This is a genomic window from Citreicoccus inhibens (assembly GCF_019039035.1).
Taxonomy (GTDB): Bacteria; Myxococcota; Myxococcia; order Myxococcales; family Myxococcaceae; genus Citreicoccus; species Citreicoccus inhibens.
The window spans coordinates 130,056-156,186 of record NZ_JAHNZT010000015.1 but is presented as its reverse complement, the minus strand read 5'-3'; the positions used below and the strand labels follow the sequence as shown (position 1 = coordinate 156,186).

The window sequence follows — 26,131 nt, the reverse complement described above, 5'->3', positions numbered from 1 at the left end:
TCGCTTCGCGCAATCTCATCGGGCGGCACACCGCGGGCCTCGTGTTCCTCAGGGCTCCAATGCCGCCGCACCAGGTCGTGCCTTGGATGGTGGCCGCGCATTCCTCGCTGGCCCCTCGGACACGGCATCGCACCTGCACTGGGCTGCGATGCCGCTGCCGCCGTGTGTCACGGTGGCGGCGGTTCTTCGAGTGAGGCTCCTTCATGCGAACGCAGTGGCTCATTGCGGTGTGGCTCTTCACCTCACATTTTTGTCCGCGTGCCGAAGTGCACCGCCCCTGTCTGACTCGAGTGGGGCTGACGCGCCACTTCCTGAACTCTTTGGCCCCGTGACGTGGGACTCCACGGAAGCCTCGCTGCGGGCCCGCCTCCCCGAAGCCACTATCTACAATCGCGACTTTGATTCCCAAGCGGCCCACACGGTCGGCGTTCTGCGGTGGGGCGGCGCTCGGCTGATGCCCTTCGGAAGTGCCCGCGTGCGCCTGATGCGGCGGGGTGGATTGCCCACGGGCGTGCTCGTCGTCGAGCACATCGACAATCCGGCGGCGACGTGCCCCACGGAGTGGGACGCGTTCGCGGACTGCGCGAAGCGGTTGGAGGAGGAGCGGCGAGCCCTCGTCGACTCCCTCGCGGAGACGCTGCGTCGCCGCTATGGCCCAGGGCGCGTCGATCCTCACTTGGGTTCCGATGAAGTGGAGGGCCAGGACCCCCGGCAGTTCGCCCTGTCGTGGACGCGCCCGGGGTACACGCTGGAACTGGGGACCGGCCAGGAACCCTCGGGGCACTCGGAGTGGACCGTTCGGCTCATGGCCATCCGCGACCCGGAGTGCCCGTTCCTGTGAGCGGGCTGGCCGGAAAATGCGCTTCGAAATGGGGTGTCACAACGTTGGCGCGCCCGGTGTCTTCAGGTCGAAGCAATCCGACGCTGACACCCGGAGACGTGACATGTCCTCGAACAGGATTCCCCCGAAGCAGATCACCGGCCTTTACGGCGCCATCGTGAAGATGTTCGCCCAGCGGATGTTCGGCCTGGTCCCCAAGGCTTTCGGTGTGCTGTGGCACAACCTGCCAGTGCTCAAGGCCCAGATGGGGTTCTCGCAGAAGCTCCATCAGTGGCGCGCATGCGATGAGAGCCTGAAGTCTTATGCGCACATTGCGGTGGCCTCGTTGGTGGGCTGCTCGTTCTGCTTGGACCTCAACTACTTCATGGCCCGCAACAAGGGGCTGGACTTGGACAAGGCGCAGCAAGTCCCGCAGTGGCGGCAGTCCAACGCGTTCAACCTCCTGGAGCAGGAGGTCTTGGAGTATGCCGAGGCGATGAGCCAGACCCCTCCACGAGTGACCGATGAGATGGTCGCGAGCCTGCGCGCGCAGCTCGGTGACTCCGCGCTCATCGAGCTCACCTCCATCATCGGCTTCGCCCAGATGACGACCCGCACCAACACGGCGCTGGGCATCGAGGCCGAGGGCTTCTCCGCGGCCTGCGGCCTGAAGCCCAAGGGCCTGCCGAGCGCACAGTTGGGAGTTGTGTCCGCGTCATGACGGCCTCTGGGCGCCCGCCGTCGCCTGGGGTAGCGCCTCCCGGCGACGCACCCGTCTCGGCCTCCTCGCCTGAGGAGGCCCAGGTTCCACCGAGCGCGGAGGCTCACTTCTCCTCCCATCGCAGCCTGCTCTTCACGGTCGCGTACGAGATGCTCGGCTCCGCGGCCGATGCAGAGGACGTCGTGCAGGAGGCATGGCTGCGATGGGCAGACATCGGGGATGCGGGCCGGGCCGAGGTGCGCGACCCGCGCGTCTATCTGGTTCGAATCGTCACCCGGCAGGCTCTCAACCGACTGCGCACACTGGCGAGGCGCAAGGAGGACTACGTCGGCGAGTGGCTCCCCGAGCCGTTGCTGACCAGCCCCGATGTCTCCGAGGACGTCGAACTCGCGGAGAGCGTCTCGATTGCGATGCTCACCGTGTTGGAGACGCTCACTCCGGCCGAAAGGGTGGTGTTCGTGCTTCGGGAGGTCTTTGACCTGCCATACGACGAGATCGCCCCGATGCTCGACAAGACCCCCGCGGCCATCCGGCAGATCGCCCACCGCGCGCGAGAGCACGTGGCCGCGCGGCGACCGCGGATGCAGGTGGACCGCGCGGAGCAAGAGGTCGTCCTTCAGCGGTTCCAGGCCGCGGTCCATTCGGGCGACTTGCAGAGCCTGCTCGATGTTCTCGCCCCGGACGTGGTGCTGGTCGCCGATGGCGGCGGCGTGGTGGCGGCGGTCCTGCGTCCGCTCGTCGGTGGCGCCCGGGTGGCCGGAGCGCTCTCTCGCTTCTCCAAGGTCGCCGTGGACGCCCAGGTCTCGACGGTATGGATCAACGGTGCGCCCGCGCTGCGGGTCGACGTCGCTGGCGAATTTGACACCGCCATCAGCGTCGTCGTCGAGCGCGGACGGATCTCCCGGATCTACGCCATGCGGAACCCACACAAGATGGGCCGGCTCAATCAGCAGGTATCCCTGAGCCGGTAGCGTGCAGGACGCAGCAGCGCCCGAGCCGTCGAGGGGCTCGGGCGCTGACGCGGAGAGCGCGCAGCCCGTGATGGGGGCGCCTCTCCGAGCGTGCCTTGGGCAGACACTGTCCGGAGAGGCACTGCCCCAGCCTCAGGCCTCCCCCTCCACGGGATGGCGCATGCCCTGTTGTCCGCGGACGAGGCGGCTCGCCAGGTCGCGCAGCTTCTGCATCAGCACGTACAGGCCCGGGATGAAGACGAAGTTCACCCCGGTGGACACGAGCATCCCGCCAAACACCGCCGTCCCCAACGAGTTGCGCGAGGCGGCGCCCGCACCCTGCGCGGTCATCAGCGGCACCACGCCCAGGAGGAAGGCAATCGACGTCATGAGGATGGGGCGCAGCCGCACCTCGGCGGCCTCCACCACGGCGTCCACGGTGCTCTTGCCGCGCCCGCGCAGCTGCTCCGCGAACTCGACGATGAGGATGGCGTTCTTGCTCGCCAGTCCCACCAACATGACGAGCCCCAACTGGCAGAACACGTCATTGGCGAACCCGCGCAGCAGTTGGAGCCCCAGCGCGCCCAGGATGGCCAGGGGCACGGAGAGGATGATGACGAGCGGCAGGCTGAAGCTCTCGTACTGCGCCGCGAGGACCAGGAACACGAACAGCAGGCCCAGTCCAAACATGACCTGCGTCTCCGCGCCGCTCTGCCGTTGCTCCTGGCTGACGCCCGTCCACTCGCCGACCATTCCCTGCGGAAGGGTGCGCGCGGCGAGGGACTCCATCGCCTCCATGGCCTGCTCCGAGGACACGCCCGGTGCCGGCTGGCCGCTCAGGTCCGCCGAGCGAAAGAGATTGTGGTGGCGGATGACCTGCGCGGAGACCGTGGGCACCACCTTCACTAGCGACTCCAGTGGAATCATGTCTCCGCTGTCGCTGCGCACATAGAAGGCGCTGATGTCTGTCGCGCTGTCTCGGAACTGCTGCTCGGCCTGCACATAGACGCGGTAGGCGCGGCTCGCGTAGTTGAAGTCATTGACGTACTGACTGCCCAGGTAGACCTGCATCGTGCTGAAGATCTGCTCGATGGGGACGCCGAGCGCCTTGGCCTTCTGGCGATCCACCTCCACGTCCAGCAGCGGCGTGTCCGCGTTGAAGCCGGAGAAGACGCCGCGGAGCCGTGGCTCCTCACTCCCCTTCGCCATCAGGTCCTGGACCGAGGAGGCCAGCGCATCCAACGAGTAGGTGCCCGTGGTGTCCGTGACGACGAACTGGAATCCACCAACGCCGCCCACCCCCCGGATTGCCGGAGGCTGCAAGGGGATGACGCGCGCGCCACCGATGCGACCGAGCGGTGCCCGCAGTCGCTCCACGAGCGCGGCCACGGACTGGTCTGCTCGTGGTCTCTCCGGCCAGGGCTTCAACGAAACGAAGATGTTGGCCATGTTGGAGCCCGTGCCGAAGGCCGAGAAGCCGCCGTTGGCGAAGATGGCACGCACCTCGGGCTGTGCCTTGAGCACCGCCTCTACCTGCTCCATCACCTTCTCTGTCTGGGTCAGCGACGTCCCCTCCGGACCCAACACGGACACGAGCAGGTAGCCCTGGTCCTCATCGGGGATGAATCCTAGCGGCGTGGCTCGGATGAGCGCGACCATGGCGCCGATGCACAGGAGGAAGGCCACCAGGACGATGACCGGGCGCTTGAGCAGCCAGCGCAGGCTGCGGCCGTAGGCGGCCCGCATCCCATCGAGCACCCGGTCCACCTGGCGGAAGAACGCCCACTTCTCGCCCGACGAGTGCGCGAGCATCCGCGCGCTCAGGGCGGGAGTCAGGGTGAAGGCACAGAAGGTGGAGATCGCCACGGACGCGGCGATGGTCAGCGCGAACTGGCGATAGATGGCGCCGGTGGTACCTGGGAAGAGCGCCACCGGGACGAACACCGCGACCAGCACGATGGAGATGGCGAGAATCGCCCCCGCCACTTCGTGAATGCCCTCGCGAGCGGCGCGGTCCGCGGGCAGCTTCCGTTCCACCATGATGCGCTCGATGTTCTCGATGACCACGATGGCGTCATCCACCACGAGTCCTGTGGCCAGCGTCAGTCCGAAGAGCGTGAGCGTGTTGATGGAGAATCCCATCCACCGCACGAAGACGAAGGTGCCCACCAAGGAGACGGGGAGGGTGAGCGCGGTGATGAGGACGCTGCGCCACCCATGCAGGAACAGGAAGATGACGAGGATGACGAGGAGGATGGCCTCCACCAGCGTCTGCAGCACCTCATGGACGGTGGCGCGCACGGCCAGCGTGGTGTCGGTGCCCGTCTGGAGCTGCAGGCCCGGAGGGAACTGCTTGGACAGCCGCTCCAACTCCGCGAAGACGGAGTCACGCACGTCCAGGGCATTGGCCGTGGGCAACTGGAGGACGGCCATGCCCACCGCCTGCTTTCCACTGAAGCGCAGCAGCGTGCTGTAGTTCTCCGCGCCCATCTCCACGCGCGCCACGTCCTTCACGCGCACGCTCTGGCCGTCAGGCTGGCGCATGAGGACGATGTCGCCGAACTCGGCGGGCTCCACCAGTCGGCCCCGGGCGCGCACCGCGAGCTGATAGGGCTGCTCGTTCGCGGACGGAGGTTGCCCCACCTGTCCCGCTGCCACTTGGAGGTTCTGTTCCTGCAAGGCACGCGTCACGTCCTGAGGGGTGAGCTTGCGCCGAGCCAGCTCCGTGGGGTCCAACCACAACCGCATGGAGAACTTGCGCTCGCCGAAGATGCGCACGTCGCCCACGCCACGCACACGCTTGATGGCGTCCTTCAGGTTCACGTCCGCGTAGTTGCTGAGGAACTTGGTGTCGTAGCGGTCGTCCGGACTGAAGATCGCCACGGACAAGAGAACCTGGTTGGACGCCTTGCTGACGACCACGCCTGTCTGGTTCACCTGGGAAGGCAGGCGCGCTGCGGCTCGGCTGACGCGGTTCTGCACGTCGATGGTGGCCACCTCGATGTCCCGTGTGGGCTCGAAGGTGAGGGTGATCTGGCTGCTGCCGTCATTGCCGCTGCTTGACGCAATGGAGCGCATGCCCTCCACTCCGTTGAGCTCCTGCTCCAACGGAACCGTGACGGCGCTCTCCACGACCTCCGCGCTGGCGCCCACATAGTTTGCGATGACCGTCACCTGCGGTGGGGCCAGGTCTGGGTATTGGGCGATGGGGAGCGTGGTGAGAGCAATGGCTCCTCCTAGCGTGAGCACGATGGAACAGACGCTGGCGAAGACAGGTCGGCGGATGAAGAAATCGATGAACATGGCGCGTTCGAGCTCCCAGGCTTCAGTGCCGGCTTCCGGTCAGGGCGCTGTCTTCAGGAGGGGCCATCCGCGTCGCCTCGGCGCGAGGCGCGGACGGTGAGGTCTTCAGCGTCACGTCCATCCCGTCGCGCAGGGCGTGCAGCGACGAGACGGCCACGAGGTCCCCCGCGTCGAGTCCTCCCTCCACGACATAGGACTGGTCTCCCAGGGGCCCGAGGGTGATGGGGCGGCGCGCCACCACTGTCTTGTCTCCGTTCTCTCGGATCACCAGCGCGAAGGGCTGGCCGCTCTGACGGACCACCGCGAGCGCTGGGACCAGCAAGGCCTTGCGGACGGAATAGACGATGCGAGCGCGCACCAGCTCTCCGGGGCGCAGGCCCAGGGTGTTTCCAAAGGCAGCCTTCACCTCGACCAACTGCGTGCGAGGGTCCGCCTGGGGCGCGATGAAGAACACCGTGCTGGTGAGCAGCACCTGACCCCGAGCGTCGAGCACTTCCAGGGTGGTGTCTGGCTTCATCGCGCGGGCGCGATGGGACGGAATGGCGACGCTCACCTCCAGGAGGTCCGCCTGGGCCACGCTGGTCAGCGGTGTCGAGGCGCTGACGAAGTCACCCACGCGCACCAGCACGTCCCCCATGGTGCCCGCAAAGGGCGCGCGCACCGCATGGAGCTGGAGCTGCACCTGCCGCTGCGCCACCTGTGCGGCGGAGGCCCGCGCGGCCGCTTCAGCGGCCTCCACCTGGGCCTTGGCGCTCTCCAACTCCTGCTTGCTCGCGAGCCCCTCCGCGTGGAGCGCCTCGCTTCGAGCGAGCGTGCGGCGGGTCAGCTCCAGGTTCACTTTCGAGGCGCTGAGCTGGGCTTGCGCGCTCTCGAGCGTGGCCACCTCTTCGCGCGCGTCGACCTCCACCAGCACCGCGCCTTCAGCCACCTTCTCGCCAGGGCGCACGTGGATGCGGCGAACGTACCCCGCCACCTGTGGCAGCACCGTGACGCTCTGCCTCGATATCAGCGAGCCCAGGTACTCGCCCGTATCCCGCACGGGCAGCGGGGCGATGGAGACCACCTCGACTTCGCGCGGCGGGGCCTTGGCTGGAGGGGCCGTTGTCCCTGAGCAGCCAGCCAATGCGACACCCACCACCCCAATCCATATCGACTTCATCCGCGCCTCACGGGAATTCATCCACATCACCAATCGCACCGAGCCTCCGTCAGGAATGCGGCCAGGCGTGCCTGGACTCGCTCGAAATCACGCAGCACCAGATTCAGTTCCGCCTGTCGCAGGGCCGCGCCGCTCTGAACCAGGTCGAGACTCCCGCCACGGCCCATCTCAAAGGAGCGGCGAGTCAGCGCATCGGTCCGGCTCGCGAGGTCTCGGGATTCCGCCGCCGTCTGGCTCAGCGCCTCGGCGACGTCCACCGCGCGACGGGCCTGCGTCACCTCCAGCGAGGCGTCGCGACGGGCTCGCTCCAGCGCCATCTCCGCCTGCGTCACCACGCCCGTCCGCTCGCGCATCAGCCCGCCTCTTGCTCCTCCCTCCCAAAGCGGCACCGCCAACACGGCGGCGACGTTCCAGGTGGAGAACCGGCCGAAGCCGGGGTCGGTGGTGAGTCCGTAGAGGGTGCTGGTGATTCCGAGCGTGGGCAGATACCCCGCGGATGCCTGACGCCGGCTGTCGCGCGCGGACTCCACCTGGGCCCGCGCCGCCACGAGGTCCGGCCTCGCGTCCAACTGCGCCAGCGGTGCGCACTCCTGCCGTGTCTGCTCCACCAGTCCCTGGAGATTGAAGGTCGGGGCGACGCCCACGGCATGGTCGAGGCCCAACGTGAGCCCCAGCGCCTCGCGCGCCCGACGCAGCTGCTCGTCACCCGAGATGAGCGTGCCGCGCGCGACCGCGACGTCCTGGCTCACTCGCACCTCGTCCAGGGAGTTGCCCGTGCCAAGCTCGACGATGCGTCGCGTGAGGGCCTCGCGCTCCAGGGCCTGTTGAAGGCCCACGCGGTTGATCTCCGCGGCGCGCTCGGCGGCCACCGTGGCCACCAAGGCCTGCGCCAGTCCCAACGTGAGGCGACGTTGAGCGTCGTGGAGGCTCGCGGTCGCGCCCACCTCCGCGGCCCGCGCCGCGGACAGCCCGCGCCACGCCCCCACATCCACCACGGTTTGCGTCAACGTCGCGGTGACGGTGCCCAGTGGCGACGAGGGGGCTCGCGTGCTCGTGCCAGTGTTGGCGCCCACGGGCGTGTCTGGGTGGAGCACGTCCGTGGCCACGCTGGCTTGGACACGCGCGTTGGGCAGCAAGACAGACAGGGCTTGTCGCCATCGGCCACTGGCACGCTCGACCTCGGCCTCCGTGCTCCGGAGGTCCGTGGAGCGCTCGCGAAGGAGTGCCAGCGCCTCGCCCCACGTCGTCACCGAGCGGGCCGCTGGGGGCACGGGCGCGAGCATCGCGTCCTCCACCCGGGGCTGGGCGAAGTCCGGTGGATGCGCGGAAGGGGAGGGCTCGGATGGCGTCGACGCGGCGACGAGGGCGAGGAGAAGGACGGTAGGAGTGGCCATGCGCCAGACGTGGAGAGAGGAAGGTCGCCACGGAGGAGACGGGTGACATGCGCGGCATGGCGGCCTCCGTGTTCGGCTGAGACGGGAGGGACAGTGCCTTCGTGGGCGTCACGTGGGCGGAGTGTTCAGCCAGTGAGGCGGGGCGCGCGGTGAACCGGCACCCGCGTGCGGCGAATGGGCCAATGGCTCCGCGCACCTGGGCCGCGATGATCGCGACGCATGGGCCGCACGGAGGCCCAGGGACTCAGGAAGAAGTGTCTCCCCGCCCCATCGGGAACCTCCGTTCACGATAGGTGACGTGGCCCGGCCCGCGCGGCTCAGCGCAGGTTCTGGAACTTCTCTCGGTGACTGCGCGCCACGCGCAGCTCCGCGCCACCCGTGAGCACCACCACGAGGTCCCTGCGTCCCTCGCTGCGCAGCTCGCGGATGCGCCGCGAGTTGACGATGGCCGACCGGTGGATGCGCATGAAGCGCTCCGGATCCAGGCGCGCCTCCAGGCTCTGCATCGTCTCGCGGTGGAGGTACGCCTTCCCGCCCGCGTGAATCTGCACGTAGTAGTCGGCGGCCTCGATGTACTCGATTTCATCCACGTCGAGGAACACCACGCGCCCCGTGTCGCGGATGGCGAGGCGCCGCACCCAGGGCTCGGTGGGGGCGGGAGGCGGGGCCGGAACGGACGTGTTCTCGCGCTCGCCATAGGTGGAGAGCACGGACATCAGCCGCTGGCTGAGGTCGGACATCCGCGCGAGGCGAATCTGGGCCTTGGCGCGACCGACGGCGTCGTGGAAGCGATCGTCGCGAAAGGGCTTGAGGAGGTAGTCGAGCGCGTGGATGTCGAAGGCGCGCAGCGCATAGCGGTCATACGCGGTGACGAAGATGACGGCCGGAACCTCACCCGGGTCGAGCCGGGCCAGCACCTCGAAGCCGTTGAACTCCGGCATCTGCACGTCCAGCAGGACGAGGTCCGGCCGTTGCTCGCGGATGAGGCGCACGGCCTCCTGTCCATGGCCCGCCTCGCCCACCACCGTGACGTCCGGATCCGTGGCGAGCAACAGGCGCAAGCCCTCGCGAGCCAGCGGCTCGTCGTCCACCACGAGCGTCCGAATGGCGGCGGCCACGTTCATGTGCCGCGCGCCTTGGGCGAAGCGACCAGGAAGGGCAGCTCCAGGCGGGCCCGTACTCCACCCTCGACGCGATTCTCCATCGTGAGGGTGTGGCGCTCCCCGTGGAGTTGGAGCAGCCGGGCTCGCACGTTGGCGACGCCGATGCAGCCTTCTTTGTGCTCCCAGCCGGGCGCCAGCCCGGGGCCATCATCGAGGACCTCCAGGACGAGCCATGTGCCCTCGCGCGACGCACGCAGCTCCACGCGGCCGGGCCCGGAGCGCGGCGCGAGCCCATGCTTGATGGCGTTCTCCACCAGGGGTTGGAGGATGAGGCTGGGCACGAGCGCGCCGAGCGTCACCGGCTCGATGGCACGGACCACCTGGAGTCGGTCCTGGAAGCGGGTCTGCTCGATGTCGAGGTAGCGCTCCAGGAAGTCGAGGTCCTCATGGAAGGGGACGTGCTGGCGCCCTGTCGTGTTGAGGGCCATGCGCAGCAGCTCGCTGACGCCGGTGAGCATGCGGATGGAGCCCGCGGTGTCCTGCTTGCGCACGAGGACGGAGATGGCGTTGAGCGTGTTGAAGAGGAAGTGCGGATGGAGCTGCGCGCGCAGGGTGTCGAGCTGGGCGTGGACCAGGCGCGTCTCCAACTGGGCCTGGGCCAGCTCGCCTTCCCGGTAACGGCGGTGGTACTCGACGGCGTACCCGACGGAGAGGATGCCGCCGTAGATGAGCAAGCTGATGATGCAATACTTGGCCATCATCAGCGGCAGGAGCTGGCTCAGGGGGTTCTCGAGGTACCACTTCTCGCCCGCGGAGCGAGAGGCGCAGTAGACGAGCGAGACGTAGGGGACCAAGAGCGACAAGAGGGCGCTCAGGTGGACCGCGAGGCTCCGAGGCCAGACGTCGCGCTCCAACTGGAAGCGCCGCCCGAGCGTGAGGATCAACGGTGTGGCGAACGCCCAGAACTGCCAGGGCGGCACCTGCATCAACAGGGCGCGCGCGAACGTGTAGCTGGGGTCCTTGCTCTGCGCGAAGGCCCAGGCATGCGTCGAGGAGATGAGGCCGGGCACCGCGAAGATGAGCATCATCATCGGCAGGCGGCGCAGGTGGGTACGCAGCGCGGACGACGCCGATGTTCCGGACTCCGACCGGAGGTTCGCGACGGAGGGCAGCGAGACGGAGCGCACGGTGGGAGAAGTGGATTCCACGGCCCGCGGATTCTAGCCGCGAACTGGAGCCGCGCCTGGCCCCGTGCAGCCAAGGGGCTCCAGGATGCAGCCAACGGGTTCGCTTGCCTCCCCCAAGAGGGAGCAGGTTGCGCCAAGCGGCGGGTGCGCGCCGCGCGACATCACAAGGGCATGTTGACCGCGACGCCCTCGCGGCCGGTCGCCCACTCGCGAATGTAGGCGTTGAGCGCCCCGAAGAAGGTGATCGACACCAGCTCCGCCGCCGCGAACAGCTCACCGAGCAGGGGCGCGACATGATTGTTGTGTGTTTCGGCCGCGTCCGCGTCGACGTACTCCTCGATGATCGAATAGTGGCCCGGCTTCTGCGTGACGAACCACTGGTAGCGCAGCGTCCCTGGCTCGGTCGTGACGGCGGCGGCCAAGGCCCGGGCTACCCGCACGAACTCTGCCTCGCTGCTGGTCCGGGCTTTGAACTCGCAAATCACCGTCAGGCTCATCCGGTTCTCCCGCGCGGGCCGCGCATGATGGAAGGGCGGCCGAGTCGTAACACCCGGCATGTACGAAGTCGCTGAATAACGCAGGCGCGGGCCGTTGCTCCTCGGCGCACGTCGTGGCGCGAGCCCGTTTTCTGCGCTGGACGTGGCTGCGGGCGATGGAGAAGCTCGCGGCATGCCCATCGACCGCCTCATGCGCATCCACAGCCCCGAGTCCCTCGCGAGAGGGGAGCGGGCCTTCAGCCCCGAGTTCAAAGCGATGAGCGAGCGGGTGCTGCGGGCCACCGAGCTGACGTCGCGCCTCAACGTCCTGCCGTTCGAAGACGAGGCGGGCAAGGCCGAGCTGTTCGAGAAGATCCTGGGCCGCCCGCTCCCGAAGCGCGTCACCATCTATCCGCCGTTCTACACGGACCACGGCCTGAATCTGGAGCTCGCCGAGCGGGTGTTCATCAATCAGGGCTGCACGTTCCTCGACTACGCCGGCATCCGACTGGGCGAGGGCGTGATGATTGGCCCGAAGGTCACCTTCATCACCGTCAGCCACCCCGTGGACCCAGGGGACCGGCGGTTGTACCTCACGGGCGCACCCATCGAGGTCGCGGAGAACGCGTGGATTGGCGCGGGCGCGACCCTCTTGCCCGGCGTCAAGATCGGGCGCGACGCCGTGGTGGCGGCCGGCGCGGTCGTCACCGACGACGTGCCCGCCGCGAGCCTGGTGGCCGGCACCAAGGCGACCGTGCGGCGACGGTGGTGATGCGCCATCGCCTCGGGTGAGCACCCAGGCTCGTCAGGAGTCACCCGAGACAGATGGCTGGCTTTGCCATGGCAAACCCGGTGTCGAGGCCGTCACCGGGGCCACGTGGCGGCTACTTGTTCAGGACCCGAAGCTCCTTGGTGCTCCCCACGGCCGGATCTCCAAACACAGCGTCCGAGGCGGTGACGTTCCCTGTCTTCCCTCCCACGACGTTCCAGTTCTGGCCGATTCCGAAGGCCACCGTCACGGGCTCAGTGCCCACATCATACGAGTGGCCTTCGTCGCAGACATGGGTGAAGTCCTGCGAGACATTGTATGCCTTGCGATTGGGATAGCCGACTTGCCGGTAGTAGCCTTTGTTCGTGGTCCCCGAGCCCGGGTTTCCGAACGTGGCCTGGTTGAACGTGATGGCGCCCGTCACCCCAGGGATGAAGCGGAAGCAGCCATTCGCGCCATAGGCGACGTCGCAGGGCCCCGGCAGATTGAACGTCGTGCCGTCCCCAATGCCAGAATTGAAGGTGGTGATGTCGTATCCACCCGGAAGGTCCTTGGGCACATTGATGGGCGTGTATTGCTGCGGTCCCTGGTCCCAGGTCGTGACGACGAACAGGAAGCGCGTGGGCAGCGACTCGTCGTAGAGCAGGACGTTGTCCGCGGACGTGGTGCCAGCGAGCATGTCCAGGTTCGGCTCATCCGTGGGAGAGGAGATCTCCCCGCTGGTCTTCGCGTTGCGAAGGGCTTGGATGTACCAGTCCCGCGCGATGGTCGGGAAGTATTGCAACTCCAGCGCCCACAGATACGCTTCCTTGAGGATGTACAGCCGCGCCGACATGGATTGGGTCGGTGCCAGCGTATTCAGATAGGTGTAGACCCCCACGCCCTGCGAGTTGGTGGTCGTCGAGTCGTTCTTGTAGGAGAACGAGAAGTCCAGCGTTCCCCCGATGTAGCTTTCGCCCGAGACTCCGATGCCCATGGCCTGGCCCTCGGCGGTTTGGACGAAGCCTGCATAGGCGCTGATCTCCAGGTGGACGCCGAAGCCGGACGTCTCGCTGTTCGACACCCGGTACTGGCCGTCGCAGACCGAGCTGCCGCTCATGGCGAACTTGAGGTACTTCTGGCCATCGAGACTGGTCTCCGTGCCGTACTTCGCGATGACGGCCGCGACGTAGTTCTTGCCGGTGTAGAACGTGCTGAGGTCGGTGCCGTCCGGGGCCGTGAAGATCTGCTTGATCTGCGCCTGCGTCTTGCCGGCGGTCAACATCCGGTTCACGCACTCGGTATACAGGTTGTACATCCGGGCGTTGATGGCCGCCTCGGTATAGGAGTCCACCACGCCGGGGGTGCAGGCGTAGCTGAAGAAGTCGCCCGCCGCGGTCTCATCGGAGTCCTTCGAGGCGACAGGCCAGTGGGCCACGATCAACGGCGCCGGAGTGAACGGGGTGTCCTGGTTGAAGGCGAGGTTCGCCGCGGTCCCGTATTGGGAGCGCAACCAGAAGAGGGACCGCCCGAAGTAGCACCCGTAGGGGCGGACCAGGTAGGGAGACCCGTCATCGAGGGGGAAGTAGGGATGACGGTAGGCCTTCGTCTGCACCTTGATGCTCTGGGCCGTGTACTTGCTGTCCTGCCAGGCGAAGCGCCCGGAAGCCCCGACTTTCACCGAGCCTCCGCCTCTCCCGCCCTTCTGGACCCCAAGTGCCCCCGCCTTGGCCTCCACGGAGAACTGGACGCCGACGCTCCCGGAGAAGTTGATCTCGTTGAGGACCACGTCCTCCTGGGTCGTGTTCATCTCATAATCGAACATGTTCCAGTCAGCCATGCCATCGGGGCTGGCATTGCCCCAGACCTCCTGCGCGGGGAGCGGCATGGGGAATGGATCGCAGACCGCGGTGAGCAGCCGACTGCCCGAGTTCTGTTGCTTCGGCGGATGGAGGGCGGTCTGCAGGATGAAATCGCCATACTTCAGCGAGGACATCTGAACGGGCGAGCCCATGGAACTCGAGTTACGGACCCAGGCCATCCCCAGGATGATGGGCAAGGTGGTCGTATCCTGCCCCGTCGACTGCGGGTTGATTCCCACCGAGAAGGTCATCGACAGGGGCCCCGTCGTGTCCTCTTCCGCGCTCGCGAAGACCTTCCCATACTCCTTCCAGGTGGGCGCGGCGACGGATGGGCTGAGCTGCCGCAGGGGCCGGATGTCTTGAATCACAGCGAGCGAGATCGCATTGCTATGATTGTTGTCCGCGAACAGGGCGACGAGTCTTCCCGCGGGGTCCACGGCCAGGCTCGTGCCCAGGGCCTTGCGGCTCTTGCCCACACTGGGCCAGGGAAGGAGCATGGGCGCTGGCGCGGAGGGGGCGCTGGCATGGCATGCGGCGTCCAACGTCCAGGAGAAGGTCGTCGTGGTGCTGTGCGCGTCATCCCACAACGCCGCGATGAGGAAGTTGATGGGAGGGTTGGTGGCGGTGTCCGCCGGCTGCGAGACGAGAATGGTGCGGACATCGAGATGCGAGATGTTCGACGAGGACTGGCTCGGATTGGTGATGGGCGCCTTCACGGACCAGCGAGGAATCTGGCAAACCCAGTCATTGGTGAGCGAGTTGTACCCGATCGTATCCATGACCAGGTGGTAGATCACCGCTGAGTTGCTGCTGGAGTCCCATGCGGCGTAGTTGAGGAGGATCTCGGTATCCCCCTTGCCCGCGCAGGCCGACACTCCCTTTGCGGAGATCGCCACGGGGGTCGGGCTGCCTCCTGGCGTCGAGGCGGGCAGGCTGATCTGGCACCAGTCCGTCGTGGTGCGCGTGGCGCCTGCGGCGACCCGGGCCGCGCACAGGCCGTTGTTCGCGCTGTCAATCCAGAAGACGTAGACCAGGCCTCCTCGCGCGACCACGCCAATGCGCTTCGAGGTCTCGAAGTTGAGCGTGGACTCCGTCGAGTCTTTCTCGATGGTGAACCCCGTCCAGGGGTCCAATCGCTTCGGATTGCCCTTGGGGCGGCTGAGGTATGCGGCGGTCGAGTCGCTGAAGTAGCCCTGAATCATGTCGTCGTCGTTGACGCCAACGAGGACCATGGAGGAGCCGGTCTGGACGAGCCGGAACTCGCCGTTGTCTCCGTCGACGTCGAGTGGCTCGGAGACGGGGATGCTGATGATGCCGGTCGGGGTGGGATTCGGCGGAGGTGTCGAAGTGGGCACGGACGGTCCCTTCTGGGATGGGGGTGACGACGGAGTGCCGGCGTTTCTGCCCAAGCGCCCGCGCGTGACGACGCTGGTGAGACGCGTCACGCGGAGGTGCCTGGGCTTGACGTCAGCCGAGACATCAATCGGAGAGGGAATGCGGTGCTGTTGCCTGCGGCGAGCCCCTGGAGTCACTCCAGGGGAATGTCGGCATCAACCTGCTCGCGACCTGTCCTGCGGGGGATGTGACGCTGTCGTCGGATGGGTTCGAGTGGACGTCTGGGGTCGTGTCGAGACGCGAGCGGGCTGATGACGATCATCACGCGGCCGGATTAGCAATCGCAGGGCCACTCGCGGATCCGAGGCCGCTGCGAGGGAGCGGCGCGGAGATGCTCACTCCGCGTCTCGGTGAATGCGTCCCTTGCGGACGCACGTGCGTTCCGCCGCAGTCGCCGGGCTCCAACGGCAAACGGCCGGGTGGTTTCAATTCGGTGTATCAACGCTCGGTCGGGGAGCCCGCTCCCAGGGACTCTGACTCGCGGCGGCCTCGGGCCGACCTGTAGGGTCCATCCGTCGGATCCGCCTCGACAGGGCGTCACCGCGGATCAGCCGATGGGAACGCCGGGCATGTCGCGGACCACCTTCTCGAGTTGCGCGCGCGTCACGGACGCTGGCGTCCAACTCAGCAGGGCGTCCCGGAGTCCCCGCGCGAACCGGTTCTCCCACTGCGCGATCCGCCCTATCGACCACGAGCGGTCGAGGATCCGCTCCGCGCGCGGGCGCCGCAGGCTCTCATAGCGGGCCAGCGCCGAATCCGTGGGGCCCATCGTCGTCAGGAGCTGGGCGAGCGCCGCGGCGTCCTCGATGGCGAGCCCCGCCCCCTGGCCCAGGTTGGGCGTCACCGCATGGGCCGCGTCCCCGAGGAGCACGACGCCGGGGCTCCACCATCGCGGCGCGGGGCAGTCCTCGATGTCGTTGTGCAGCAGGGCCTCCAGTCGCTCGACAGCGGCCAGCGCGGCGCGGGCCGTGGCGCCCGAGAACTCGGCGTACGCGGCGCGGAACTCCGCGACGTTCGTCCACGGAGGTGGCGCGCGGCGCGGCGCATTGAGTGTGGCATAGAGGTAGGTCCGGCCCTCGCCCAGCGGCACCACACCCAGGCGCCTGCCTCGGCCCCACATCTCGACCACGGACTCGCCGAAGTGGCCGTCCACCACCACGCGCCAGCATGTGTAGCCGGAGTAGCGAGGGAGCACCTCTTCGCCGCAGATGAAGGTCCGCACCCTGGAGCGAATGCCATCCGCGCCGACCACGACGTCGTAGCTCCCCGTCGCCCCATCGGAGAAGTCCACCTCCACGCCGTCGCCCACGCGCCTCAGCTCCAGGACAGACACGCCGAAGCGTGGGGTGGGCGACGCGGAGCCCAGGACCCTCATGAGGTGATTGCGGTGCAGGGCCGTCGCGGGCAGTGGCAGGCCAGACACGGAGTAGGGCGTTTCTTGAAGCACGCGCCCGGTTGCAGCCGTGATGCGAGCCGCGTCCACGGGATGCCCAGCCGCGAGGATGGCTTCATGCAACGCGAGGCCCTTCATCACGGCCATCACGTTCGGTCCGAGCACGATTCCGGCCCCCTCGTCACCTGGACGCGGCTTTCGCTCGATGAGGTCGGCAATCACGCCTCGGCGAGTCAGGGCCGCACCCAGCGCGAGCCCACCAATCCCTCCACCCACGATCAGCACCTTCACGATGAACTCCTTGCGCCCAGCCCCGTCAACAGGGCCGCCAGCCCCAGGCGGAGGCCCTCGCGCGCCTCGGCCAGTGTCGCGTTCGTCAGCGGGGAGAGCAGGCGCAGGACGGCCGAGTGGTACACGGCGAAGACCAGCTCCGCCGCCAGCTCGCGCTTCAGCGTCGCGCGCAGTTCGCCCTTCGCCTTCGCTTCATCCACCAGTTGAGCCAGGGCGCCCAAGAGCCGCGCCAGCGCGGGACGCTGGGCCTCCTCGGCCGCTCCCGTGAGCCACGGCAGCTCCTTCACCACCACCCGCGCCAGCTCCGGCTGCGAGGCGTAGTGCGTCAACAGGGGCGTGAACAGGTGCATGCACCGATTCACGAACGGCCCCGCGCGCACCGAAGACACCGCCTGCTCCACCAGGGGCATCGCCTCGGCGCGCCACACCTCGTGCAGCAGGGCGTCCTTCGTCTCGCCATAGACGAGCACCGTGCCCGTCGCGACGCCCGCCTCCTCCGCGATGGCGCGAATCGTCGTTCCTTCGTAGCCGCGCTCCACGAACAGCCGCTTCGCCGCGGCCTGGATGCGCTCCCACTTTTCGTTCTTGGCTTGCTCTCGGCGGGACATATTGAACACGTTCAAAATTGAACGCGTTCATAATTCTCGCGCGGGTCCACGTCAATCTCATCGGGCCCGGCATCGGAGCGAGCAGGCTGGCGCCGCATGGCGCACGGCCGCTGGCTTTGGGGGCGGGCGTCTTGGGCCAAGCGCTGCCTCACGCGGCGCAGCGCCGGTTTCGGTAAGGGGCCGCGCCTCGGGGACTGCAATGGGTCACGCGACGACTTGGACCTTGTCTGCTTGCGGGCCCTTCTGTCCTTGAACCGCCTCGAACGTCACGCGCTGCCCTTCCTTCAGGCTCTTGAATCCATTCCCCTCGATTGCCCTGAAATGGACGAAGAGATCCGGGCCGCTCTCAGGCGTGATGAAGCCGTAGCCCTTCTCGTCATTGAACCACTTCACCGTTCCGTTCTGTCGCTCGGCCATGCGCGTTCCCGTTCACCCGCTGGACTGCGTTCGTTCGCTGCGGGAACTCACCGCTCCCCGCGGTCCGGACTGTGGCGGGACGCAGGAGAAGTTGCACGGACGGGGTGGCGCTGGCGCGGAGAACTGTTCCATGGCGGAGGGCTCCGACGCGGAGCGTTGCCCGCTGGAATTGAAAACCGGACAGGGCCTGGTGGGCCCATCTCTCCGCTCCTCAGCGGGAGGGGTGTGCTCTAATGCCGCGGGCATGTTCACGCTCTATGGCTTCGGCCGAGTCACCTCGAAGGTAGTGGGTATCACGCGAGATCTGCGAGTCCTGTGGGCGCTGGAGGAACTCGGCGTGCCCTATCGGGTGCACGGTGTGGATCATCCCTCGGGCGAGCTCCGGACCGAGGCGTTCCACGAACTGAACCCCTTCTGCCAGGTGCCGGTGCTCGACGATGACGGCTTCGTGCTCACCGAGTCGGGGGCAATCCTGCTGTACCTGGCGGAGAAGACGGGCCGGTTGATCCCCGCGGATCTCCCGGGTCGTGCCCAGGTGACGCGCTGGTCCTTCGCCGCGCTCACCAGCCTGGAGCCACCCTTGGGGCAGATTCTGATGATCGACCTGCTCGGCGCGGCGGATCCCACCGGCGCGCAGCGGCGTCCCGAATTGGTCAAGCACGCTGAGCGCGTGCTGGGCGCGTTGGAGGACTGGCTGGGAGGCCGGCCATATCTCGCGGGCGAGGTGTTCACCGTGGCGGACATCTTGATGGTCACGGTGCTGCGCGAAGTGCGCAACGCGGGCGTGCTGGAGGGCTTCCCGCGGGTCTCCGCCTATCGCGAGCGCTGTGAAGAACGGCCCGCCTGGCTCCGAACGTTGGATGCGTATGAGCAGCGCCTCGCGGCTCCCTCGGGCAGTGCGCGCTGACCTGTCGAGGCCGCGCGGCGGCCGATCGATGAGGGCCTCGGGTTAGATTGGGCGGATGGCTCTTCCTCCCCATGATTATGCCCGTGCGGCGCTGGATGCGGAGCTTCACGTGCAGGTCACGGTGGAGCGTGTCGAGCTGCCGCCCACCACTCCGGGCGACGCGGTGGTGACGGGGCGCATCGCGCGCGTGTTCCGAGGCTCGCCCGCGCTGTGCTCCACGCCCGTGTCGTTCACGGTCCCCGTGTGCCGTGAGGCCGATGACTGTCCCCTCGACGGGACCATCTGGACGCTGATCGAGATGCTGGAGACAGCCCGAGTGATGGAGGTCTTCCTCGATGCGCACGGGGAGGGCTTCCGCAATGCTTCCTATGACAATCACGTGCTCCCTGCGCCGACGGACACCCCGATGCGGGTCTACACCGAGGAGATGGCCCGTGCGCCCATCCAACGTCGTACGGGCGGACGGTATGACCCGCGAGCGGAGCGCCGCGAGCTGCTCCTCTTCGGGGCGCTGAGCATCATCGGTCTGGCGGTGTTCTGCTGGGCCCTGGTGCGGTGGTCGTCGTAGCCTGCGGCATTTCCAACCATGACGAGCCGCGACCCACGGTGACCTGGGGCGCGCGCCCCCCCGCCTGAGCTGGGAGGCGCGCATCAGGGCCTCGTGACTTCAGTACACGACGACGGAGGCGTAAACGCTGGTTCCGTTCGTGTAGGCGACCAGGGCGCCGCCGTTCGACGGGAGCGCCGCGACCGCGGGCGTGGTGCCGGGTCCCACCGTCCTGGCGTCCGCGGCCAGGATCAACGTGGCCCCCACGAGCATCCGGTCCAACTGGATGTCGCCCGTACCGCGTTGGGTCGCGATGTAGCCATTGCCGAGCGCGTCCGCGTCAATCGTCCGGAGGGGGCCAGGACCCACATCCGTGGGGAGTCCCGTCACCTGGGTGCTTGTCCCTGGCGCGGATACAGGGATGACGTCCACGTTGTCATCGCCGAAGGTGCCCGTGACGTAGATGAATCCGTTGGAGCCCGTCCAGTCCGAGTAGAACGCCTGCCCCGGCGGGGAACTCTGCGGGCCGAAGGTGGTTCCCTGGTCGCTGCTGCGGAGGATGTGGAACGTGGGGTCGTCGCTCACCGAGAAGACATCTCCGCTGATCTTGTCCACGACCACATCGAAGAAGGCGTTGTTCTGAGTCACGTCCGTCACGGTGAAGTCGTTGGCCCCTCGTGCGAAGTTCCGGAGGACGCGGAGCCCTGTGCTGCCTCGCGAGACGGAGATGTAGAGGGCATCGCCTCTCGAATCCAAGCTGAGGTTGGGGTTGGCCGCCGTGGTGAGGGTGCGCGGCGTCTCCCAGCTCGCGCCCGCGTCGACGGTCCGCGTGAAGATCAGTGAGCCCGCGCTGGTGGCCGCGACATACGCGGTCCCCGTGGGGCCGCCTTCAATCGCGACCTCCGCTGTGTTGGTGATGCCCAGGGGAGTGGGCCCCATCCAGGTGTGGCCACGGTCCACGCTCACGCTGACGTAGGCCGCGCCATCGCATCGCATGACGACGTAGAAGCGCCCCAGCGCATCCACCGCGGTCTTCCGCCCCGTGTTCGAGTTTGCCGTAGTGCAGTTCAGCGCCCCGCTGACGAGCGTGGGTGGCACATTCGAGAAGGCATCCAGTTGGCACATGGCATCGCAGCCGTCTCCGGGGACCGTGCCACCATCGTCGCACTGCTCTCCCTTCACGCTGTCGAGTTGCCCGTCACCGCACACCTCTACGCCCTGGCAGTCCGCGCGACAGCCGTCCCCCGCGACGCGATTGCCGTCGTCACACACCTCACCCGGATCGAGGTAGCCGTCACCGCAGACTGGCGGACCCCTGACGGTGAGCGTGACGGTCGCGGTATTGGAGGTCAGCGCGCCATCATTGGCCGTGAAGGTGAACTGGTCTGGCCCATGGAAGTCGGCATCGGGCGTATAGAGCAACTGCGCGCCGGTCCCGGACAGGGTTCCGTGAGCAGGCGCCGTCGCGGTGAACGTGAGCGCATCACCGTCCACATCCGTGGCCACCAACGTGATGGGCGTCGACGTGTTGTAATTCACCGTCACCGCGGCGGAGGAGGCCACGGGCGCGTCGTTGACCGGACTCACCGTGACGGACACCGTGGCGACTGCCTGCTTCTTGCCGTCGGAGACCGTGACTTGGAACAAGTCCTCTCCGTTGAAGTTCGCATTCGGCGTGTACGTGACCGAGGTCGCCGAGCCCGACAGCGCGAGCGTGCCGTGGCTGGGCGTGCTGTAGGAGAAGGTCAGCGCGTCACCATCTGGATCCGACGCGGAGAGGGTAATGTTGACCGGAGTGTCCTCGGGGGTGGTTGCGTGGACGTTCCCGACCGTGGGGGCCGAGTTGTTGTCGCAAACACTCGGTGAGCCTGTGCACGTGTAGCCCGGCTCTACCTGGCAGATGCTGTTGCAGCCATCTCCCGAGGCTTGATTGGCGTCATCGCAAGTCTCGAGCCCGCCCAGGATGCCATCTCCACAGAAGGCCCGCAGCGAGGTCTCCACCGCATCCACCAGGTAGAGCGCGAGCACCGAGCCCCTCAACCGCACGTAGCGGTAGGGCCCGTTCGCCGGGTAGGTCACCACCGCCACATGGGTTCCCAGGCCCAGCTCCACCAGATGCAAAGGACTGGAGCAGATGACGGTCCCATCCGCTTTCAAGAAGTCCACCGTGGCCACCAACGCGACCGACAGCCCCTGGTAGTAGACGCGGAGGTCGCCCGTGCCTTCCTCGCCTTGGCCCAGGTCCAGGACGAGCGCTGTATTGAGCAAGCCCAGCATCGTCGCGGCCTGTCCATCGGGAGCACCCAGCGCCGCGCTCGCGTTGAGGACCGTCGCCGTGGTGCCTGGCGCCACCGCGTCCGCGTATGGGTCCCACGCCAACGCCGCTGCTGGACGCTCACGCGCCAAGGTTGTGCCCGCCTCTTGCCATACTCCATCCTGCACAGGCTGGGTCTTCTCCTCCGGGGATTCCATGCCACACGCCGCCAGAGACAAGGCCAACATCGCGCCCAGTCTCGACAGCCACTGCGTCGCAGAACGACTTCGCATTGAACGTCTCCCCCTGCGGCGCAGGATGAAGCCCGAAATGGACCCTCTCTTGCGCGAAATGAGTGACAGCTTTCCTTGCTTCCGCCGGCTCCGCGCGCAACTCGCGGATGGCCAGCGTCCTCCGGTCACCAGCCGACAGGCATTCGAGTCCCATGGACACCCAGCCCCGGTCGCTCAGGTGGATGGCCGTCACGCGCCAGCGCTACCGACCTGCACCAGTCCTGGCGGGAGGTAGGACGTACTCTGGGGACCGTAGACGCGGAGCACGACGTAGAACGAGCCTGTCGCTGGCGAAGGCAACCAGTTCGGTGTCTGGGCAGAAGTGGGGGCGGTGGCCTGGATATAGATGGTCACGGACCCGTCGGCGGCGACGGTCAAATCCGACTGAGTCCCGAGCGAGTAGCGATTGATGCTGTTGGGGACCAGGAATTGATTCGCCCCATACATGGTCAACGACCAGAACGCTGATGCAGGGGGCAGCTGGCCCGCGGGGAACGTCACTGTGTACGAGGTGGTGCCGGAGAGGGGCACCGCGCTCGTATCCTGATAGGCGCGGTAATAGAGCGCCTCCGAGGGGGAGTTCGCGTAGAGCCCCGCCCGCGCGGTGGTCGACCGGAACTCATAGTCAGTCCACCAGTTCGTGCCGAAGTAGGGGAGGTTCACCACCGGCAGATTCCAGCCATTCTTGACAGTGCCCTCCTGCGTCTTGTGGGTGATGGCATTGCTCGACTCGAGGATCCCGCGCTGGAGCGCACCCGCCAGTTCCGGCTCGAGGGTGGCGGGATTGAAGGGCAGGCCGGGGCCCACGCCAATTCGCGCGAAGCGCTCAAGGAGTGGGGCATCCCCAGCCGGTGGAGTCTGGAAGGTGAGCGCCAGGTTGAGATACTGGAAGAACGCCAGCGTCGTGATGAACGAAGGGGCAACCGGAAGGAAAGGAGTGGCGGGCGCGGGAGGAGGCGCCGGCTGCCCCAGGAACTTGGACAGGGGGACCAGCGCGTATTGGTTCATGATCGCCTGGGCCGCTGGGATGTCATTGGGCCCTAGAATCTGCGTGCGCCCGAGCAGGAAGATGTAGCGCCCCGGCACCGGGATGACCGTCGCGTTCGGGGCGCTGCTCGGCACCATGCCGGGGGGCGCGAGCACGTAATTGCCCGCCGCCGTGCCGGTCGTGAGCGAACCGACGTATCCAACGTTGTTGGTGCAGGCGTCGATGATCTGAAAGCTATAGTAGCGCGGTGGGTCCTGGGGCACCGCCGGTACCTGCAACACGAGCGGCTCGGCGCCCAGGTCGAGCCAGCCCTGCGAGTACGCCGTGTCATTGTTGGGCGTGACGACGGTGGTGTCACTGGGACCGTAGAGCTGCGCCTTGCCGTAGAATGTATTGAATTGCTGTTGGACGGCGAGGGTGCTCTGCCAAAGGATGGAGTAGTTCTCGGCGAGCGGGTAGCCGTACATGAAGGCCTGATAGGCGATCGCCTGCGCTTCTTTGAGAGGCAGATGTTTCATGGCGTCTTGGACTCGCGAGGGTGGGGCGGATGGGGACGGACTCACGTCAGCCAGCGTTCAGGAGATGCCGGCAAGCCTGACCGTTGACCCTTGCAGTCCTGGAATTGTCAGACAATGGCCGATGGTGCCGGGTCATTTTCGCCTGCAAGGCATCTCTGCGATTGGGGCGGAGATGCCAGGGCGGAAAATTGCAGCACGCGCTGCTGCTCTGAACTCTGCTCACGCCACGAGATGCCAGCGGCTCGTTGGCGGTCGAGTTGTCTCGCGAAGGCTGGGGCGCGCGCGCCGGCTCCGCGCGGAGGCGAGGGGGCTCGATGACGGGCGGGGTGGCGGTGCTCAGCCCCAGCGTCCGGGGTGGACCAATCCAATCCTCCGCGCGCCCAAGTCTGGGACCGCCTGACGCGTCCCTGCGTGGCACCAGTGCGCTGGGGCATTCTGCGTCGGGGGCCTCGTCCCAGTTGCTGGCGCCGAGTGGGCCGTTCCTCGAGAGGGACTCCTGGGGCGGAGAGAATGGGTCCCTGAATCCTCCTGGGCTCGACGTGACTTCTCCCGGGACAAGGAGGGCGTCATGAAGCGAAATGTCGGGAATCAGGAGTGGGTGTTCAGGGCGTTGGTCGGGCTGGCGCCGGCAACGTGTGCGGTCATGACACCGCTACCGCTGGCCGTTCGGCGCGGGGCCTTCTACGGGGGCGGTACCCGGCCCAGCCTCCTCGCGGCGCTCGTGACAGGGCGCGCGCGCAAGGTGTTCCAGCCCGAGCTGCCCCAGTCCTTCCGGCGGTGGATGCAGGCGCTTTCCTCCCTGCTGACAGAGACCGGAGTCAGCGCGGTCACCGCGCGCGAACTCTTTGCGGACCTTGTGATTGCAGTGCAGGGCGCATTCATCGTCTCGCGCGGCACCGATGGCCCGGACCTCTTCAGCGACACGCTGAGGCGCCAGCATGCACGCCTGAAGTCGGCCCTGGACGCCGCGCGGCGCTGCCCCGCGCTCCCTATCTCGGAAGGTGCGAGTGGATTCAGACGATGGCCCGTAGGGCAGGGCCGAGTTCGAGCATCGCGGGCAGACGACACGATTCCAACATTCGGGAGGTAGACTCTTCGCTCCCATGGAGCAAATCCCCTCTGCACCTCCTGCTGCGCGCGTCTCATCGCTCCGGTTGACCCGGGCGACCGCCGCTGCCTTGTCGGCGATCCTCTTTGTCCTGGCCTGCGCTCAGCCCGCCCTCATTCTGTACAACACAGGGGCGCGCCAGGAGGATTCGATGTGGGGCGTGACGCTTCTCCTCTGCGGCTGGTTGGGCGCAGTCGAGATGCAGTGGGGTTGGTTCGCCAATCCGCTGCTGCTGCTCACGCTCATCTTGCTGTTGATGGGCAGGTACCGAGGGGCCTTCTGGGTAGGCGTCGTGGCGGTGCTCGTCGGACTCTCGACCTTGTCCTGGTACCAGCACTCCATCCCTGCGGACGAGGGGGGAAGCCCGGACCGCCAGCTTGAGTTGCTCTATCCGACCCTCGGCTTCTTCTTCTGGCTGGGCAGTCTGGTCGCAGGACCCGCCTGTGCGTCCATCCTCGCGAAGCGCGAGGTCGAAGCGAAAGCCGCCGCATCCCGTGACTCGGTGGTTGTCTGAATGCACGCCTCAGCAGGAGTGCGCTGTGCGAGCGCGGTCGCTGCCCCCTCTGCGAGAGGGAGCCGCCCCTCTGCGCTGTGCTGTTGATTCAGATACCTCCGGAGGGGGTCGAACCCTCGCCGTCCGCTTAATCCTACAGTCGTAGATTGAGACGAGCGACCTACCCTTGTGCGATGCCCCGAGATGCGGTGCGGCCTCGCGTGGTGGGCTACGCGGATGATGCATGGGGACGCTGGGAGTTGAACCCAGCGGGCCCTTTCGGGCTCGGGCTCTACAGGCCCGCGCGTCTCCGTAACGCTCTACGTCCCCGGAGGAGGGTGGGGCCCCAAAAGCCGAGAGGCCGGGTCCCCTGGATGGGAAGCCCGGCCTCTGCGTGGCTTGGCGCACCCGTGATAGGGCGCGAGCGTCAGCAGGGCACGGGCGGATAGCCACCCATTCGGTAAGCTCCCACGATGCACTTTGAGTCGAAGCTCAGCAGGGCGCAGGAGGCGGCGACGAACGGGGTCCCAATGCTGTGACGATAGCTACGCTTCATCAGATTCGTCTGCACTGTCAACGTCGTCATGGTCGCCGCTCCTTTCGCTCTGGACCTACGATGATTGATTTTCGCTCCTGACACGACTCGATTTCCCAGGGCGCAGGTGACTCGGCCGCAAGGATTCAGCCCGTGGTGCCTGCATCGGCCGTCGTGCCTGCATCGGTCGTCGTGCCGGCGTCCAAGGGCGTGCAGCGTGTGTCACCCGCGTCCGGGTTCCCCTCGTGCAAGCCCGCGTCCGTCAAGTCGCAGTCCGGCGGCAGGTCGTAGCAACGAAATGTTCCGTCGTCGCAGGGGGGCATTCCATAGCAGGCCATGAGCGTGAGCGCCGCTGCGCTCGCGCCCGCGATCGTCCAGAGAGAGGCCACCCACGACGGCGCCATGCGCGCCTTCGCGGTGTCGAGCGGGTGCTGGCAGTTCAGACACGCGGTGACGGAGGGCGGGTTGAAGCCTTGGCACGACGGACAGTCGGACAGCTGGGGCATGTGGACATCCTTCTCGGAGGGGGACGCGGAGCGGGGGGCACACAGCAAGCCCTGTGCCGGGGGCAAGTGCCTGGAGTCTCATGCCAGACCTCGTGCTGTGACGGCCGCCTCCGCGCCGGGCAGGACGCAGATGTCGCAGCTGCCGGTATCGAGGA

21 protein-coding genes and 1 tRNA gene are annotated in these 26,131 nt (G+C 67.2%); 8 read left to right on the top strand and 14 right to left on the bottom strand.

Going from position 1 to position 26,131, the window contains the following annotated elements:
- The first annotated feature begins 454 nt into the window (after positions 1–454).
- From KRR26_RS19440 to KRR26_RS19430, 3 genes are all read left to right on the top strand, one after another.
- A complete protein-coding gene (locus KRR26_RS19440) occupies positions 455–841 on the top strand; it encodes a hypothetical protein (protein ID WP_217080504.1) in 387 nt (128 codons plus the stop codon).
- Positions 842–944: 103 nt separating this feature from the next.
- Complete coding sequence (locus KRR26_RS19435) at positions 945–1,541, top strand: carboxymuconolactone decarboxylase family protein (RefSeq protein WP_120202425.1); 597 nt, start codon at positions 945–947, stop codon at positions 1,539–1,541.
- Positions 1,538–2,512 carry an RNA polymerase sigma-70 factor gene (locus KRR26_RS19430; protein ID WP_217080503.1) on the top strand — a complete coding sequence of 325 codons (975 nt, stop codon included), beginning with the start codon at positions 1,538–1,540 and terminating at the stop codon, positions 2,510–2,512. The genes KRR26_RS19435 and KRR26_RS19430 overlap by 4 nt, the downstream gene beginning before the upstream one ends.
- Before the next feature lie 132 nt (positions 2,513–2,644).
- On the opposite strand, the gene KRR26_RS19425 is transcribed toward KRR26_RS19430, so the two are convergent.
- The 6 genes from KRR26_RS19425 to KRR26_RS19400 all read right to left on the bottom strand — a co-directional run bounded on the left by KRR26_RS19425 (position 2,645) and on the right by KRR26_RS19400 (position 11,134).
- On the bottom strand, positions 2,645–5,794 hold the full coding sequence (locus KRR26_RS19425) for an efflux RND transporter permease subunit (RefSeq protein WP_217080502.1): 3,150 nt from the start codon (positions 5,792–5,794) through the stop codon (positions 2,645–2,647).
- A gap of 22 nt (positions 5,795–5,816) precedes the next feature.
- Positions 5,817–6,974, bottom strand: a complete 1,158-nt coding sequence (locus tag KRR26_RS19420) for an efflux RND transporter periplasmic adaptor subunit (protein WP_236068793.1) — start codon at positions 6,972–6,974, stop codon at positions 5,817–5,819.
- 5 nt (positions 6,975–6,979) lie between these two features.
- On the bottom strand, positions 6,980–8,347 hold the full coding sequence (locus tag KRR26_RS19415; RefSeq protein ID WP_217080501.1) for a TolC family protein: 1,368 nt from the start codon (positions 8,345–8,347) through the stop codon (positions 6,980–6,982).
- 317 nt (positions 8,348–8,664) lie between these two features.
- Positions 8,665–9,471, bottom strand: coding sequence for a LytR/AlgR family response regulator transcription factor (locus KRR26_RS19410; RefSeq protein WP_120202413.1), 807 nt, complete (start codon positions 9,469–9,471; stop codon positions 8,665–8,667).
- Complete coding sequence (locus tag KRR26_RS37665) at positions 9,468–10,658, bottom strand: sensor histidine kinase (protein WP_217080500.1); 1,191 nt, start codon at positions 10,656–10,658, stop codon at positions 9,468–9,470. The genes KRR26_RS19410 and KRR26_RS37665 overlap by 4 nt, the downstream gene beginning before the upstream one ends.
- A gap of 140 nt (positions 10,659–10,798) precedes the next feature.
- On the bottom strand, positions 10,799–11,134 hold the full coding sequence (locus KRR26_RS19400) for a putative quinol monooxygenase (RefSeq protein ID WP_217080499.1): 336 nt from the start codon (positions 11,132–11,134) through the stop codon (positions 10,799–10,801).
- A gap of 172 nt (positions 11,135–11,306) precedes the next feature.
- Here KRR26_RS19400 and KRR26_RS37660 point away from each other — a divergent pair, with 172 nt between their 5' ends.
- Positions 11,307–11,885 carry a DapH/DapD/GlmU-related protein gene (locus KRR26_RS37660; RefSeq protein ID WP_120202406.1) on the top strand — a complete coding sequence of 193 codons (579 nt, stop codon included), beginning with the start codon at positions 11,307–11,309 and terminating at the stop codon, positions 11,883–11,885.
- 112 nt (positions 11,886–11,997) lie between these two features.
- On the opposite strand, the gene KRR26_RS19390 is transcribed toward KRR26_RS37660, so the two are convergent.
- The 4 genes from KRR26_RS19390 to KRR26_RS19375 all read right to left on the bottom strand — a co-directional run bounded on the left by KRR26_RS19390 (position 11,998) and on the right by KRR26_RS19375 (position 17,827).
- Positions 11,998–15,078: a hypothetical protein gene (locus KRR26_RS19390; protein ID WP_217080498.1), complete on the bottom strand. Its 3,081-nt coding sequence runs from the start codon at positions 15,076–15,078 to the stop codon at positions 11,998–12,000.
- A gap of 587 nt (positions 15,079–15,665) precedes the next feature.
- Positions 15,666–16,802, bottom strand: coding sequence for an FAD-dependent monooxygenase (locus KRR26_RS19385; protein ID WP_158611388.1), 1,137 nt, complete (start codon positions 16,800–16,802; stop codon positions 15,666–15,668).
- Positions 16,799–17,410, bottom strand: coding sequence for a TetR/AcrR family transcriptional regulator (locus tag KRR26_RS19380; RefSeq protein WP_147422872.1), 612 nt, complete (start codon positions 17,408–17,410; stop codon positions 16,799–16,801). Before KRR26_RS19380 ends, KRR26_RS19385 begins: the two co-directional genes overlap by 4 nt.
- A 204-nt stretch (positions 17,411–17,614) precedes the next feature.
- Positions 17,615–17,827: a cold-shock protein gene (locus KRR26_RS19375; protein WP_120202399.1), complete on the bottom strand. Its 213-nt coding sequence runs from the start codon at positions 17,825–17,827 to the stop codon at positions 17,615–17,617.
- 244 nt (positions 17,828–18,071) lie between these two features.
- Between KRR26_RS19375 and KRR26_RS19370 the strand changes: the two genes are divergently transcribed.
- Both KRR26_RS19370 and KRR26_RS19365 read left to right on the top strand, forming a co-directional pair.
- Positions 18,072–18,734, top strand: a complete 663-nt coding sequence (locus tag KRR26_RS19370) for a glutathione S-transferase family protein (protein ID WP_217080497.1) — start codon at positions 18,072–18,074, stop codon at positions 18,732–18,734.
- A gap of 55 nt (positions 18,735–18,789) precedes the next feature.
- Positions 18,790–19,302 carry a hypothetical protein gene (locus KRR26_RS19365; RefSeq protein ID WP_217080496.1) on the top strand — a complete coding sequence of 171 codons (513 nt, stop codon included), beginning with the start codon at positions 18,790–18,792 and terminating at the stop codon, positions 19,300–19,302.
- A 99-nt stretch (positions 19,303–19,401) separates the two neighbouring features.
- Here KRR26_RS19365 and KRR26_RS19360 read toward each other — a convergent pair whose 3' ends face one another.
- Both KRR26_RS19360 and KRR26_RS19355 read right to left on the bottom strand, forming a co-directional pair.
- Complete coding sequence (locus KRR26_RS19360) at positions 19,402–21,828, bottom strand: Ig-like domain-containing protein (protein WP_217080495.1); 2,427 nt, start codon at positions 21,826–21,828, stop codon at positions 19,402–19,404.
- A gap of 189 nt (positions 21,829–22,017) precedes the next feature.
- On the bottom strand, positions 22,018–23,334 hold the full coding sequence (locus tag KRR26_RS19355; RefSeq protein WP_217080494.1) for a DUF1254 domain-containing protein: 1,317 nt from the start codon (positions 23,332–23,334) through the stop codon (positions 22,018–22,020).
- Positions 23,335–23,902: 568 nt separating this feature from the next.
- On the opposite strand from KRR26_RS19355, the gene KRR26_RS19350 reads away from it, so the two are divergent.
- Positions 23,903–24,424, top strand: a complete 522-nt coding sequence (locus KRR26_RS19350; protein ID WP_217080493.1) for a hypothetical protein — start codon at positions 23,903–23,905, stop codon at positions 24,422–24,424.
- 178 nt (positions 24,425–24,602) lie between these two features.
- Entirely contained in the window at positions 24,603–24,956 is a 354-nt protein-coding gene (locus KRR26_RS19345; RefSeq protein ID WP_147422871.1) for a hypothetical protein, read from the top strand.
- 224 nt (positions 24,957–25,180) lie between these two features.
- On the opposite strand, the gene KRR26_RS19340 is transcribed toward KRR26_RS19345, so the two are convergent.
- Positions 25,181–25,265: transfer RNA gene (locus KRR26_RS19340), tRNA-Tyr, on the bottom strand.
- Between the two features lie 351 nt (positions 25,266–25,616).
- The gene (locus KRR26_RS19335) at positions 25,617–25,976 is read right to left on the bottom strand and encodes a hypothetical protein (protein ID WP_120202389.1); all 360 of its coding nucleotides are present in this window, start codon (positions 25,974–25,976) and stop codon (positions 25,617–25,619) included.
- Positions 25,977–26,131 lie beyond the last annotated feature (155 nt).